14 protein-coding genes are annotated in these 14,321 nt (G+C 33.2%); 6 read left to right on the top strand and 8 right to left on the bottom strand.

The genetic code is table 11. The features are described 5' to 3' along the window. Nucleotides 1-24 precede the first annotated feature (24 nt). The 5 genes from QE109_RS06780 to QE109_RS06760 are packed head-to-tail and all read right to left on the bottom strand — an operon-like array spanning nucleotide 25 to nucleotide 4,981. A complete protein-coding gene (locus tag QE109_RS06780; protein ID WP_281093670.1) occupies nucleotides 25-1,749 on the bottom strand; it encodes a sensor histidine kinase in 1,725 nt (574 codons plus the stop codon). Beyond that, nucleotides 1,727-2,509 (bottom strand): response regulator transcription factor, encoded by a 783-nt coding sequence (locus QE109_RS06775; RefSeq protein WP_281093669.1) that lies wholly within the window; start codon nucleotides 2,507-2,509, stop codon nucleotides 1,727-1,729. The genes QE109_RS06780 and QE109_RS06775 overlap by 23 nt, the downstream gene beginning before the upstream one ends. 19 nt (nucleotides 2,510-2,528) lie before the next feature. After that, nucleotides 2,529-3,605, bottom strand: coding sequence for a peptide-methionine (R)-S-oxide reductase MsrB (gene msrB / locus QE109_RS06770; RefSeq protein WP_425365110.1), 1,077 nt, complete (start codon nucleotides 3,603-3,605; stop codon nucleotides 2,529-2,531). Nucleotides 3,606-3,637: 32 nt separating this feature from the next. Then, nucleotides 3,638-4,282, bottom strand: a complete 645-nt coding sequence (locus QE109_RS06765; protein ID WP_281093667.1) for a redoxin family protein — start codon at nucleotides 4,280-4,282, stop codon at nucleotides 3,638-3,640. A 15-nt stretch (nucleotides 4,283-4,297) separates the two neighbouring features. After that, on the bottom strand, nucleotides 4,298-4,981 hold the full coding sequence (locus tag QE109_RS06760) for a cytochrome c biogenesis CcdA family protein (protein WP_281093666.1): 684 nt from the start codon (nucleotides 4,979-4,981) through the stop codon (nucleotides 4,298-4,300). A gap of 202 nt (nucleotides 4,982-5,183) precedes the next feature. Between QE109_RS06760 and QE109_RS06755 the strand changes: the two genes are divergently transcribed. Beyond that, entirely contained in the window at nucleotides 5,184-5,666 is a 483-nt protein-coding gene (locus tag QE109_RS06755; protein ID WP_281093665.1) for a peptide deformylase, read from the top strand. Between the two features lie 141 nt (nucleotides 5,667-5,807). After that, nucleotides 5,808-6,266, top strand: coding sequence for a cytochrome b5 domain-containing protein (locus QE109_RS06750; RefSeq protein WP_281093664.1), 459 nt, complete (start codon nucleotides 5,808-5,810; stop codon nucleotides 6,264-6,266). A gap of 80 nt (nucleotides 6,267-6,346) precedes the next feature. On the opposite strand, the gene QE109_RS06745 is transcribed toward QE109_RS06750, so the two are convergent. Both QE109_RS06745 and QE109_RS06740 read right to left on the bottom strand, forming a co-directional pair. Then, nucleotides 6,347-6,661 carry a hypothetical protein gene (locus QE109_RS06745; RefSeq protein WP_281093663.1) on the bottom strand — a complete coding sequence of 105 codons (315 nt, stop codon included), beginning with the start codon at nucleotides 6,659-6,661 and terminating at the stop codon, nucleotides 6,347-6,349. A 73-nt stretch (nucleotides 6,662-6,734) separates the two neighbouring features. Continuing rightward, nucleotides 6,735-7,805 (bottom strand): HD domain-containing phosphohydrolase, encoded by a 1,071-nt coding sequence (locus QE109_RS06740; protein ID WP_281093661.1) that lies wholly within the window; start codon nucleotides 7,803-7,805, stop codon nucleotides 6,735-6,737. Nucleotides 7,806-7,948: 143 nt separating this feature from the next. Between QE109_RS06740 and QE109_RS06735 the strand changes: the two genes are divergently transcribed. Beyond that, entirely contained in the window at nucleotides 7,949-9,625 is a 1,677-nt protein-coding gene (locus QE109_RS06735) for a sensor histidine kinase (protein WP_281093660.1), read from the top strand. A 95-nt stretch (nucleotides 9,626-9,720) separates the two neighbouring features. Here the strand turns inward: QE109_RS06735 and QE109_RS06730 are convergent, their stop codons facing one another. Next, entirely contained in the window at nucleotides 9,721-12,396 is a 2,676-nt protein-coding gene (locus QE109_RS06730) for a bifunctional diguanylate cyclase/phosphodiesterase (RefSeq protein WP_281093659.1), read from the bottom strand. A 273-nt stretch (nucleotides 12,397-12,669) separates the two neighbouring features. Here QE109_RS06730 and QE109_RS06725 point away from each other — a divergent pair, with 273 nt between their 5' ends. The 3 genes from QE109_RS06725 to QE109_RS06715 all read left to right on the top strand — a co-directional run bounded on the left by QE109_RS06725 (nucleotide 12,670) and on the right by QE109_RS06715 (nucleotide 14,317). Next, nucleotides 12,670-13,086, top strand: a complete 417-nt coding sequence (locus QE109_RS06725; protein ID WP_281093658.1) for a bacteriohemerythrin — start codon at nucleotides 12,670-12,672, stop codon at nucleotides 13,084-13,086. A 92-nt stretch (nucleotides 13,087-13,178) separates the two neighbouring features. Further along, nucleotides 13,179-13,442 carry a hypothetical protein gene (locus tag QE109_RS06720; protein ID WP_281093657.1) on the top strand — a complete coding sequence of 88 codons (264 nt, stop codon included), beginning with the start codon at nucleotides 13,179-13,181 and terminating at the stop codon, nucleotides 13,440-13,442. A 326-nt stretch (nucleotides 13,443-13,768) separates the two neighbouring features. Continuing rightward, nucleotides 13,769-14,317, top strand: coding sequence for a methyltransferase (locus QE109_RS06715; protein WP_281093656.1), 549 nt, complete (start codon nucleotides 13,769-13,771; stop codon nucleotides 14,315-14,317). Nucleotides 14,318-14,321: the final 4 nt, after the last annotated feature.

Raw genomic sequence — 14,321 nt, 5'->3', positions numbered from 1 at the left:
GAAGTTTACTTTACCATTTGCCTTTTACTGTGTTAAAAAGAGTTTAATTATTGTACCTTTTCCAATTTCAGATTCAATGGTGAGTCCATAGGCATCACCATATATGAGCTTGAGTCTGTTATTGACATTTTCAAGACCAACGCCGCCAAGTTTTGTAGTTGTTTCACTTGTTGTTTTGGTACGATTTGGACTATAACCAACACCATTGTCTGAAATAGTAATCAACATATCCTTGTCTTTATACTGCTTAGCAGAGATTGTAATTTTTCCAGGGTAAGGTAAGAGTTTTATCCCATGATAAATGGCATTTTCCACAATTGGTTGAAGGATGATCTTTGGTACTAGGATATCATTGAGCGTAGGATCAATGTCAAATGCATAGGTGAGATGATCACCATAACGCTGTTCTTGAATATAGAGATACTGCGCGACATGATCAATTTCTTGATGAAGAGGTATCATTTGACTTCCTTTGCTCAGTGATAATCTAAAAAATTGTGCGAGTGATTTAGTGATCGCAACCACCTTTTCGGTATCTTTAAATTCAGCCATCCAGATAATCGTATCCAGTGTATTGTATAAAAAATGAGGATTAATTTGACTAAATAGTGATTTAAGCTCTACTTCGCGCAAGTATTTTTCACGTACTTTAATACTTTCCATCATATCGAAGATCTTTTGATTCATCTCATTAAAATGAATTCTTAGACGATCTATTTCATAACTTGAATTTGGAATTTCATCTGCAAATACCACTTGATCTGATACTGCTCTCATGGTATTTTCAAGAGACAAAATAGGTTTTGTAATTCTGTTTGCAATTATGAAACCAATGACCATAGATATAGAGAATAGAAGTACGATGATGATAAACAATGTCTCAATAATTTGACGTCTTGCAGCAGTTAAGTGATCAAGAGTTGAAACACCAACTAATATCCATTCAGTACCGGTAACAGTATAGTGATGAATTAGTCTTTTCATGTGAGTATCATAGCCATCGGACATTTTATCAATATTAATGAGCACCTCTTTTTTTGATGAGTCCTCAAAATAGGTTGGATCCATGTGATAGACCAGTGCTCCCTTTTGATCTAGGATGAATGCAAAACCTTGTTTGCCGAGGCTCAGATTGGAGAGTAGGTTATCGATTACTTCATAGGAGAAGTCTAGAATCATAAGACCTAAATGCTCCCCATTTAAATCAGTGATTTCTTGCCCTATAGAGATTACCCAAGTATTTTTATCCATAGTAAAGTCTTGACGCCTAATAGACGTAAGCACTGGCATCGCATCACCTTTCACGGCATCTACATACCAGCTTTCGTTCATCATATCTTTAGAAACTTGCATATCTAGATGTGAATCATTTGATAGGATACTCCCGGATTTACTCACTAGAATTCCTGTCAATAGCATGGTATCACTTTGTAGAACGTTATCTAATAACGCCGCAACACTTTGCCTAATCTGTGGATCATTTGTTTTGAGATAGTCTATTGTGTTTGGATCGCGGGCAAGAATATTTGATAGTGCTTTCAGTTTTTCAATGTATAATTGAATAGATTGGCCACTTTTTTCAACGGATTCAGTTGTATTTGAAAGTTCACCATCCATTAAAATTGCTGACAAACTCATATACAAAATAGTCGACATAAAGGTAACCAGTAAAATGCTAGTAACCAGATAATAGATGATGATTTGTACACGAATATATCTTAGACCTTTAAACCATTTCATCATTTTCATTGGGATTCCTCACAGCTTTTAAATATTGTTTAGGTGAAAGACCATATTTTTGCTTAAATCTGGTGTTAAAATAATTAACATCTTGAAACCCAACTTTTTCAGCTATTTCATAGTTTTTAAGTGGTGTCGTTAGTAACAATAACTTAGCTTTTTCTAAACGGCTACTAAGTACGTACTCTTGAAAAGGCATGCCCAAAATAGATTTGAGCATACCACTTAAATAACTGGTACTATAGCCAAGTTTTTCAGCGAAAGAAGTTAAAGATAAATCGGAGTTGTAAAGTTGTGAGTCGAGTGTCTCTTGAATCGAATCAACAGGATATGTTGACGCATTTTCCTTAGAAATATTTTTTACTACTGAGCTGATTTCTTGTTGCACTTTCAATTGATTATAACTGTGAATTAAGCGGATGATAGCATCAGTTACATCCTGTTTAGAAACGGGCTTTAGAATATAATCATCTACGCCTATTTTAAGTGCAGTAACAGCATAATCAAAGTAATCATAACCTGTAAGCATGGCGATCTTTGTATAAGGATTAATTTTTTTGATTTTACTAGCAAGCTCTAGACCGTTCATATGTGGTAGGTTGATATCAAGGATCACAAGTTCAGGTTGATACTTTTCAAAAACAGATAAACCTTCTAATCCATTTGCAGCTTCAAGAACAGCGCTGATTTCTAATTTAGTGAAATCAATTAGGGTTTTGATGCCTTTTCTAATAAGAGCTTCGTCATCAACGAGTAGGAGTTTATACATATGATCACCTTTCAAACTATTATTTCACATATGACTTTAGATAGCCATAACCTTGGGCTTCCATATCATCATATGAGATGAATTTAATTGAGGCACTATTGATACAAAATCTTAAGCCACCAAGTGCCTTAGGGCCATCATCAAATACGTGTCCTAAATGTGTATCCCCAGAGCGACTTCTGACCTCGGTTCGAATCATATTGTAACTGTCATCTTCAAAATAAGTTACAACCTCTGCAACAATGGGTTTTGAAAAACTTGGCCAGCCACAACCTGAATCATACTTATCCTTTGAACTAAATAGAGGTTCTCCAGTTACCACATCCACATATAATCCGGGTTCATAATAATCCCAGTAATCATTGGAATAAGCACGTTCGGTATCGCCAAGCTGCGTTACTCTATATTGTACATCAGTGAGTGTTTTCTTCAAAGTAGCATCATCAGGTTTGGGATAATCAGCGGGATCAATAAGTGATTGATCTGCGATTGATAGATCAATGTGACAATAGCCATTTGGATTTTTAGCGAGATAATCTTGATGGTACTCTTCAGCTAAAAAGAATTGATCAAGCGGTGCTACTTCTACGACAATAGGCTTCTTAAATTTTTCTTGTTCTTCTTTGATAATGGTAGTAATGACGTTTAAGTCTTCTTCGTTGCTATAATAGATACCCGAACGGTACTGTGTTCCAACATCATTTCCTTGTTTATTAAGACTTGTTGGGTCTACAACTTTAAAGTAGTATAACAAAAGTGTACTTAAATCAACTTTAGAACTATCATAGACAACATGTACAGTTTCAGCATGCCCTGTATCTTTGTATGAAACTTCTTCGTATGTTGGATTTTCAGTGTTGCCATTCGCATACCCAGAAGTGACATCATAAACGCCTGTGATTTTTTCCATGTAGGCTTCAATCCCCCAAAAGCAACCACCAGCGAGATAGATATCTTTAAATTGATCCTTGTTCCAGTCAATATCAGTTGAGCTTTTTTGTGAAACTGCATCTGAGGAACTGGCGGTAATAGCTTCTGTACCACATCCAGTAACTACAAGTGATAATGTTAAAATAATGAATATTAATTTTTTCATAGTCATGTCCTTTCTATCTTAATGTCCTTAAACTAATAAATAGACATAAATGCTTCTGCTATAGTTTGATTATCAACATGTCCAGGCATAGATTTAATCAATATGCTATCTGAACCGATATATGCAGAAGTTGGATATGCGCGAACACCGAAAGCTTTGGCAATAGAGCCGTTCTCATCTAAAAGTACTTCAATGTTTTTGTAATCTAAAGAACTAAACCATGTGATAAAATCATCTTTTGACTGCTCGCCGTTATAATCAGGTGATACAATCGTGATTACTTTAAAATCTTGGTCGCTTGAAGATAAATCATCTAATTCTTCAAGACCAGCTAAGCAAATTGAACACCAAGATGCCCAAAATTTCACATATACTTTTTCACCTTTTAATGAGCTTAAACTTACTTCTTCACCTTCTAAATTCATCAAAACAAAATCAGGTGCTAAAGCGCCATCATTTGACATCATTTCTTCTGACCCCATATTGCCTTGTGCAATGGATTCATCAGTCATCATAGTCTCCTCAGCCATCATCGAATCTTCATCATTCATAGCTAAGGTTGTTTCTGCCATTTCGTTACTTTCCATGTTTTCTTTTGATGATCTAATTCCAAGTGCAATACCAGTACCTATAATGAGTATTGCTAAACCTATAAATATCAAACTATTTTTTTTCATATCATTAACCTCCATTTAAAATAACCTGTCTATCCAGGCTGTTAAAGTTGATAAGTTTCGAGTCATGAGTATAAGTCCCATAATTACGATTAGTGCACCACCAATTTTTTTGATCATTGGAAGGTGTTTTTCTAGGTTTTCAAACCGCTTCATGACTAATTGAGAAAGACTTGCTAAGACAATGAAGGGAATTGCCAACCCAATTGTATAAAGTAACATCAGCCAACCACCATAAAGTGCTTGACCACCATCAGCTGCAACGACAAGTACTGCCCCTAAAACGGGTCCAACGCATGGCGTCCATGCAAAGCTAAAGGTGAAACCTAAAAGATAAGCATTTAAATACCTATTTTTCCTTTGGTTATTGAATTTTAAACTTTTAAATCTTTCTAGTGCGGGTAACCTAATAAGCTCCATTTGATGAAACCCCATAATCACTACTAGTGCCCCACCTATAAAATAAAAAGCATCCAGCTGAATAAAAGCACCAAGTGCACCTGCCCCAAATCCTAAAGTGATAAAAGTCGTTGAGAGTCCGAGTACAAATAACATTGTTTTAATAAAAGGTGCCATTTTTTTGAAATGACTACCATCATGATCTGTTAAAATACCTATATAGACTGGTATCAATGGGAATGTACATGGAGCGAAAAAAGAGAGCAATCCAGCAAAGAATACAGTACTCATAAATAATTCCATAACATCATCTCCTTGTATTTTTGATTATATTTAAATTATATACTTTCATTTGTCTTAATGATATCTATTATCATTTGAAAAAACTAGATTATCATTTGATTTTATTAGGTATAATGAAGATAGTTTTATATGGTACATATCAGAATAGAAACTGGCGCTGTCTAAGAATGAGCTCAATTTATAGCGAAAAGGAAGGTCTGTGATGAAAAGAGAAATTTTATTACTTGGAGATCAACGTCTTTATGATGTAAGTCGAGAGATTAATCGAGAAGACTTAAGTGAAGTACTTGAAATTGTTCAAGACTTACACGATACTTTGATGGCTTTTAGGCATGAATATGGTGTTGGAAGAGCCATTGCAGCTCCACAAATTGGTGCGTTTAAGCGTCTTATCTACATGCATATAGAGAACCCCAAAATCATAATCAATCCTGCTTTGATATTTGAAGATGAAGAAAAGATGGAAGTCTTAGATGATTGCATGTCTTTTCCAATGCTATTAGTACGCGTTGAGCGTTATAAGAGATGTAAATTGGAATATCGTAATGAAAACTGGGAACTGTGCCTTGAAGAGCTTGAAGGGGATTTATCTGAGCTTATTCAGCATGAATATGATCATTTGGATGGGATCCTAGCGACTATGAGAGCCAAAAGCACAATGGATTTTGTATATAAAAAGAAGTGATAATTTAATTTGAAAGGGGTATAAGCTAATCATAGGCTTTTACCCCTTTTTTAGAAAAAATCCAGTTGTGATAAAATTAGAATTCACATCAAGTGAGTATTTTTGATTTGTCACAGTGTGATTTAATATTGTGAGGTTAATATGAAAAAAACATGGATGACAATTCTTATACTAGGTTTTATAGTTGTATTGGCTGGTTGCAGCTCGCAGGAAAATTCATCAGTCGCTACAGAAAGTACTACTGCAAATAGTGAGCAGATGTCTAGCGAGACGACTATGGAAATGACAAATGAAACAACAATAGGTGTAGATGCAAGTACTGAGGCTGTGGAGGAAACAACTGTCGATGAAAATGGTAATTCTCTAATTGTTTTTACAACTGAAGAATTGGCTAAGTTCAATGGTCAAAATGGCCAACCAGCTTATGTTGCCTATGAGGGTAAGGTATATGATGTTTCAGAAGTTAAAGAATGGAAAACTGGAACGCATCAACGTAAATATGAAGCTGGGAAGGATTATACAGATGTACTCAATAATATTGCGCCACATCCCGCGAGCTTTTTACTTGATATAGGTGTATTAGTGGGCATATTGAAGTGAATTCAACTGTAATGTATGTAAAAAGTGAGTTATTAAAGGATAAAACCTCAATAGCTCACTTTTTATGTTTTTGAGAGTAATTATTTGTTAATCTCATGTAGTTTTTCTTCAGTTTCCAGTTTTATTTGTTCTAGTTCCTCAGTTTTACTTCTAATTTGTTCGTCTAAAGACTGAATTGCCTCAACTGATGATCGAACAAGTTCATAAGAGAAATTTAGAGGATCTGCTTCATAAACTAGTAAACCAACTTGACTAAGTAGTTCATCTTTGCTTTTGTTCAAAGTTGAGATTTCGGATTTGACTTTATTGGAGTCGATAAGTGATGCAGATTTTGCGCCGATAACCTTAGTACTTTTGTCAATGCCTTGTTTGAGTTTGCCAAAAAGATCTGACATAGTATACCTCCACAATTTGATACTAAATATATACACTTAATTATAAAAAAAAAACATGCATCTGCATGTTTTGCTAAATTTCATCTTCATGATATATTTTTTTGAGTTCACCACTAGCGATCATTTCGTGAAGAATCTCGACAAGTTTGATATCTAGTTTTCCCGCTGAAGCATCTGAATCAAGAATTGCCATAGACTGTTCTAGTGTCATGCCTTTTCGGTAAGGTCTATCTGTATAGAGTGCGTCAAAAATATCAGCAACAGTAATGATACGTGTTTCTATATCTATTTCAGAGGCTTTTAATCCGTTGGGATAACCACTACCATCTAGTTTCTCGTGATGAGATAATACCATATCAGCAGACTTTTGTAATGCGGTGATGGGTTTGATAATTCTTGCACCAGCTTCTGGGTGGTCTTTCATAACTTCAAATTCTTCTGTTGTTAAGCGCCCTGGTTTATTCAAGATTGCTTCTGGAGTAGAGACTTTTCCGATATCATGAATAATTGCACCAAGTTCGATGTTTTTTAGTTGTTCTTTGCTGAGCAACATGTGTTTTCCAAGGGATATTGCTAGATCAGCAACACGTCTAGTATGATTTTCAGTGTATGCATCTTTTGCCTCAACTAAATTAGACAAGCTGATAACAAACTCTAATACATTATCCATTTCTTTATCATAATCTCTTCTCAAAAGGTCATATAATCTTGTGATTTCATTGTTTTTTTTCTCAATAATCACAAGTTTTTGTTTCAGTTCTTTTTCAAGTTTGGATTTTTCAATGCCATTTTCAATTACTTTGATCAGTTCGTTATTATCCCAAGGTTTTTCTAGATAATAATAAAGTCCTAAATCGTTAATGCTCTTGATCGCACTTTCTTTATCAGAATAACCAGTAAGGAGAATTGGTACGATGTGCGGTTGTTTTTCTTTTATAAGAGATAATAAATCAAGACCATTCATGTAAGGCATAATAAAATCGGATATTACAAGATCAATCTTTTCACGATCCAATAGACCACTTTCAATTAATTCTTTTGGATCATTTGAAGTAAAAACTTCGTAATCTAGCATTATCTGAATCAGGGTTGATAAAGTAGATGTAATCATAATTTCATCGTCTATAATTAAAATTTTGCTCATATTTGCTCCTAACGTTGTATACTGGTTCAAAAAACAGTTATAATGTTTTATAGGCAAGATAGCCTTTAGAGATATTGTACCATATAATAGTTAAATAAAAACAAATAATGAGAGGAAGAAACATTTAGTTTCGGTAAAAAAATATGAAGCGTTCAATTAAGAGAAAAATTCAAAACTCCATGTTCTTAACTAATATACTTACGTTATTGATGACAACTTTTGTGTTGATTCCTGTGATTCATTATGCCTATGGGCCAGTAACTAGATATATAACAAACTCCATTGCATCTGATTATGTAAAAACGTATGAAGTTCTTTCTTCACAAAGTGCCATGAAGGGTCCAGGAACGCGACAATTTATGGAATCTACTTCATTAGATCAAGTGATTTCAAATATCAATGAACTCATCAAAGAAGAAGAGAATTTGCCAGATGATATGGCGATTAAAGATAATATGACTGAATCCTTAAAAATTGTGGCTCAAGATGAAGATGATTATAAGAGAATCATGGTACTTGCAAAAGAGATTTTTGATGATGCTAACATATTCCCTATCAAATTGAGTTTGATAGAGATGGATGTGTTTATCAAAGATAAAGAACTGTTAATCCCAATTACAAGAAATTATGATTCAAGTTCAGGATTCTCAAAGGATGTTCAAAGTGAAAATAAAATTGAAATAGTTAACGAAAATGACGAATCAATTGGTATGATTGCAATTAGAATGGATCCAATGCTATATACAGGTGTGAATGTCTTGTTTGTAACTTTAATTATAGCTTTGAGCTTATTTTCAATTATTTTCATAAAAATAATCAGTAAGTTTTTATCTAAAGGCATTATGAAACCTATGCATCAAACCAATGAGCAACTTAAACGTATGGCAATGAACGATGTCGAATCTTTATCTAGTTTTCAACTTATGATAAAGAAACCACCTGCTGAGATTGAAGAGATGATAGGTCATTCCAATACAATACTAAAAAAATTCAAAGAATTTAGTGAGCTTTTAGAAAATCAAAATGAAGAATTGCATATGCAAAATGATGAGTTAATTTTCAACAGAGAATTAATTGAGAACCAACAAAATCAACTGATCCAAAGCGAAAAGATGGCATCAGTTGGTCAGATATCAGCTGCAATTGTTCATGAAATTAACACGCCTATTGGTGCAATTAAAAGCAATGCTCAGATGGTAGACATGGTTCTAACGCAGATAGAGACACAAGAAGATCTAGAATCAATAAAACGCAAAGTATCACAGATGAAACCTGCTGTTTCTATGATCACTACTGCTTCTGATCGCGTGAGTCAGATTATTAAGAGCATCAAAAGTTTTTCAAGAATTGATCAGTCAGCTTTTAAAGATGCTGATTTACATGAAGCAATTGAAAGTGTCTTAATCTTAACATCAAATTTATGGAAAAGTAGAGTTACACTCCACAAAAAGTATTCTGAAATTCCATATATTAATTGTTACATCAGTTTGATCAATCAAGTGATTATGAATTTAGTGGTTAATGCAATTGATGCCATTGAAGGGACTGGTGAAATTACTATTGCAACAGGTTTAGTAAAAGATGAGGTGTATGTAAGCGTTGAAGATAACGGCATGGGAATTCCAAGTGATAAACTGAATCAGATTTTTATCCAAGGTTACACAACCAAACCAATAGGAAAAGGAAGTGGCTTAGGACTTGCACTGAGTAAAGATATCATGGATAAACATAATGGTAGAATTGAAGTTGCTAGTGAAGAAGGTAAGGGCAGTAAGTTTACATTATGGATTCCTCTCAATAATCCAGACAAGAGTTTGTAATGTGATAGTACAAAATCATAAAAAGACCAATTTATGAGCCAGCTATAGCTTATAAATTGGTCTTTAATCTGTTCGTGATATCTGAGTAGGTACAGTTAAAACGTGTATATATGCTTATCAATGGCGATTATTTCATTTGCTTCAAGAGGTTTGCTAAAATAGTAGCCTTGAACCACATCACAATTGTATAAGTGTAATAATCTAATGTGGTTTTGATCTTCGATACCTTCAGCTATAATTTTCAGGTTGAGTGCATGAACAAAAGCAATAAGTTTTTCAATCACTTCTACATTGGCGTGATTTAGTAATTTCAAATTCATTTCACGATCAAATTTCAAAGTGTCAATTGGTAAAGTAGCGAGATAACTTAGCGATGAGTACTCAGCACCAAAATCGTCAACAGCTATTTTTATACCATTTGATCTTAAATCATTCATAAAAGAAATTGCTGAGGATTTATTATCCAAAAAAATATGTTCTGTAATTTCTATTTGGATGAGCTCAGGTGGAACATCAAATTGCTTAAGTGTGTCAAATAAAAATTGCTTGTATTCAAGGTCGTTAAGTTGAAGTACTGAAAAATTAATCGCGATGGGCTTGGCTTTTAACCCCATTTTAATCCAAGAGGCAATTTGCTTTATCACCATAAAGGTTACTTTACGTCCGAGGGGGATAATTAATCCACTTTCTTCAGCAACTGGTATAAACTCCACAGGAGAAATTGAGTGTTCTTTGAATCTTAAGAGCGCTTCGTAGCCGATGATTTTACCAGAATCAAGGGCAACCTGTGGCTGATAAACAATTTTAAAGCCATCGTTCTCTAAAGCGTAGCGTAAGTTGCTTTGAATTTCTAATTTCTGCTTTAAATGCATGGCCATTTGTTTGTCAAAATAAGCATAATGGTTTTTACCAGTATTTTTAACATGGTAAAGTGCTAAATCAGCATACATAATAATCTGTTCAAAATCGATGCTATCTTCAGGAAATTTAGAAATCCCCATGCTAAATTCAACTTTGATTTCATGTTTATCAATTAGTAGTGGAGTAGAAAACATGTTGAAAATAGTCTGAACGTATTGATCTAGACTTTCACTATCGTCATTTAAATCATATGCGATTAAAAATTCATCTCCACCAAAACGTGAAACAAAAATATTTTCTGTTGATATAGTGGTTAGCTTTTCTGCAATTTTTTGAAGGACTTTATCTCCAAATATATGCCCTAAGGTGTCATTAATACTTTTAAAATTATCCATATCTAGTAGGATCACGGCGCCTCTTTTATTCATAGTAATTGCATCGGAGAGCATACGATGAAATGAACGACGATTAGGGAGATTGGTTAAGGGATCATGCTCAGCAAGAAAATTTATCTTTATTTGTTGCGTATTTATCTCCTCTAGCTGTGCAATAAGCTCTTCCTCGGAAGCAATTAACATATCGTTTTTAACCGAGATTTCTTCGTTATTTTCTTTAATGGTTGCAAGATAACTCGATACTTTCTCAAGTAAACCATTAATTGAATATGCAATACCTTTAAAAGGATTATCGCTCGACAAATTCAATCGTTTTATAGAAGTTTCCTCTACCTGGATACTACGAATTTGTGAGTCCATATGATCTAGACTGTTTTTTAGTTCTATGAAATTAGATTGCATTGCCCCTAGTGCACTGGAAATTTCACCTATTTCATCTTTGTTTTTAGAAAATTCATCTATTGTACTATGTTCATATTCGTCAAAGTTAAAGTTCGCCATCTTTTTAATCATTTGAGAGAGTGTAAGTATTGGTTTGGTAATATAGCTAGAAATTAAAAAAACAAATATAATAACAATGATTGCCATTATAACAGAAATAAGTAACAGCAATCCGGATAATTCACGAGATTGCTCGAGAATTTCGCTTTTATCAACAATTGAAACATATTTCCACCCACTTATTGGAGAAATATAAAGTGTAAAAACTTTGTTGACACCATTTAACATACCTTCAAAAGATTTGTTATTATACTGATCAAAATTGATGAATTCATCATTGGTCATCTCATGTACATTACTTAAGATCCAATCTGGATTCATGGGACTATTAATGATGATATTGTTGGGACTAAGGATACTAACGTAGCCTGAAGTACCGATTTTTATAGCTGAAACATCACCCATGATATCATGTAGCCGAATGGTTAAACTGACAACACCAATCGTTTCTTGATCTGATTTGACTTTTTTATCAATACTAACCACTAACTCTTTGCTCACAGTGGTTTCATAGGGTTCGGAAACTACGACATCATCACTTGATCTTGCGTTAATATACCATTCTCTTACTCTCGGATCATATGGTGAAGAAGGGCTAAACTGAGGGTATTCAATGTAACCACCAAATTCAGTGCCAAATGAAACAAATGCAACAAAAGGATGAGTATCTACTACTGATTTAAACAAGTTTGAAATTTTACGCTCATTTTCAGTTGAGGTATATTGATATGTTTCAGGTGCAAAAGAGGTATAGTTGTTGATATCAGCATCAACGTGTTGAATATTTTCATCTAGGACAAGCATAGAAGCCATATCTTTCATCGCTACAATTATGGATTCATCTACATGTTGAGCAACTTGTCTTAGAATCGTTTGCGTATGAATGATGCTGTTTTGATATAACCACTTTTCAGTTGTCCCTTTGATGTATAAGGTCCCAAAAGCAAAGGGTACAAGGCAAATCAACAACATACTAAATATAAGTTTTTTACGAATGGATAGGTTTTTGAGCATTAGTATTCTCCAATTATTAAGTGCTGTTATAGATGAGCTAATTGTAACATTTTTAAAGTCCGCTTGCTAGAAAATTAACATAACTATGTTACCTTCATGGGATAAAATACTTCATTAAATTATATTTTTCGTTTGGCAAGATTAGAGCAAGAATGGAAAACTCCTATTTACTTATATTGGTATCAAATTTATATCGTTTACATTTATTTTACAAAAATCAATTTTTTTTTGTGTTATAATACTCGTAAATAATGTTTATATAGGGGTATAATTATGATTCAGTGGGAACAACAATATGAGCTAGGCATCAAATCTATAGACGACCAACATAAAAGATTAATTGAGATTACCAGTGATTTATCTTTATTATTGACAAATGCAGTTGGTGGAGATGATATTTATGATCAGATGGTAGAAATAATACAAGAGATTACTGATTACACAATTTATCATTTTAAATATGAAGAAAGTCTTTTTGATAAAATTGATTTTGAGTATAAAGTAGCCCATATCAAAGAACATAATGATTTAATTGCTGAAATTGAAAGCTTGGACCTAAGAGCCGTTGATGAAGATCAAATCACATATGGCAAGAAAATACTAAAGTTTTTAATTACTTGGGTGTTTAAGCATATCAGTGGATCAGACTTTCTGTATCGAGATTTAATGATTTCAAATGGAATTCAATAGTCATTATTTTTTAGATGATTAAATGTGTTTCATTGAAGATTCAAAAGGTATAAATATATACAGTTAGAATAAAGGGTAATAGAGGTGAGCTTATGGATCAAACGACTAAAGACACTATTTATTTTTGTCTTGATTTTGTAAAAAATAATTATAGTGCTCAGAGTCAAAATGTACAATGTAGAAATTGGATTAAGATGGCGATGGATTTAGTTTCAAAGAGTGATTTGCCAACAAGTGACTTTATTGTTGCTAATTTAAAAGAAGCTGATGACTATTTTTCAGGTGTCAATGGTAATGCAACCTCAAACACACTTTTCGAAAAAATTGAGATGGTAAAAACGCTGCTTACTAGCTAAAAATATAATCCTCATGAATTAGTTTTAACTAATTCATGAGGATTTTTTTTGCTAATGGGATACGACATATATATAAGGAATCTGGATTATAACTAGAGGTTTGTTATAAATATACAATAAAATTGATTTGGAATAAAACTTAAATATCAATTTTATGATAAAAAAATTTAGAAGTATGTGCATGAAAATGTAAATTTTGTAGGTCTTTAGACGCATTTTTCGACTATTTTTATCATAATATAACTCTATTTTCAAAACAGTTGTTTTCAGGTCAAAATTGTTAAGATATAATAAAATGTAGACTTATATAATTTTGGAGGTTGACTTTGGTATATTTATCCATTGGCGTATTGGGATTTGTTTTGTATTATCTTTATGATATCAACAGCGTTATTTGGCAAAATCGATTCTTACATTATTTGTTTACGCTTGGAACGAGCTTTCAATTAATTGCTTCTATTGGCCTTTTGGTTAAATACTTCGACAAACTTAACTTTAATGTGCTTTGGATAATTACAGGTGTTTATAATTTAATACTATTAATATATTCCCTCTTTTTTGCTTTGCCTTTTGAGACGACCTATATTAAAGAAAATCACGAAAGAAAAGTATATCGAAAGGGCGTATATAGTTTAAGTAGACATCCCGGTGTTTTGTTTCATATGGGGACTTATTTCTCAATAGCGCTTTTATATCAAACTTTTATGGTCAGTCTATCCGCAATAATATGGATTACTATGAATATCATTTATATAATAATTCAAGATGCCTGGACTTTTCCACATACTTTTGTGGATTATAGTTCGTATAAAAAAGAAACGCCATTTTTAGTACCTTCTCATAAGAGTCTTAGAAAATGTATTAAATCTTTATAAGGTG

The sequence above is a fragment of the Fusibacter bizertensis genome, assembly GCF_029914245.1.
Taxonomy (GTDB): Bacteria; Bacillota; Clostridia; order Peptostreptococcales; family Acidaminobacteraceae; genus Fusibacter_C; species Fusibacter_C bizertensis.
This window is presented reverse-complemented; position numbering and strand designations above follow the sequence as displayed.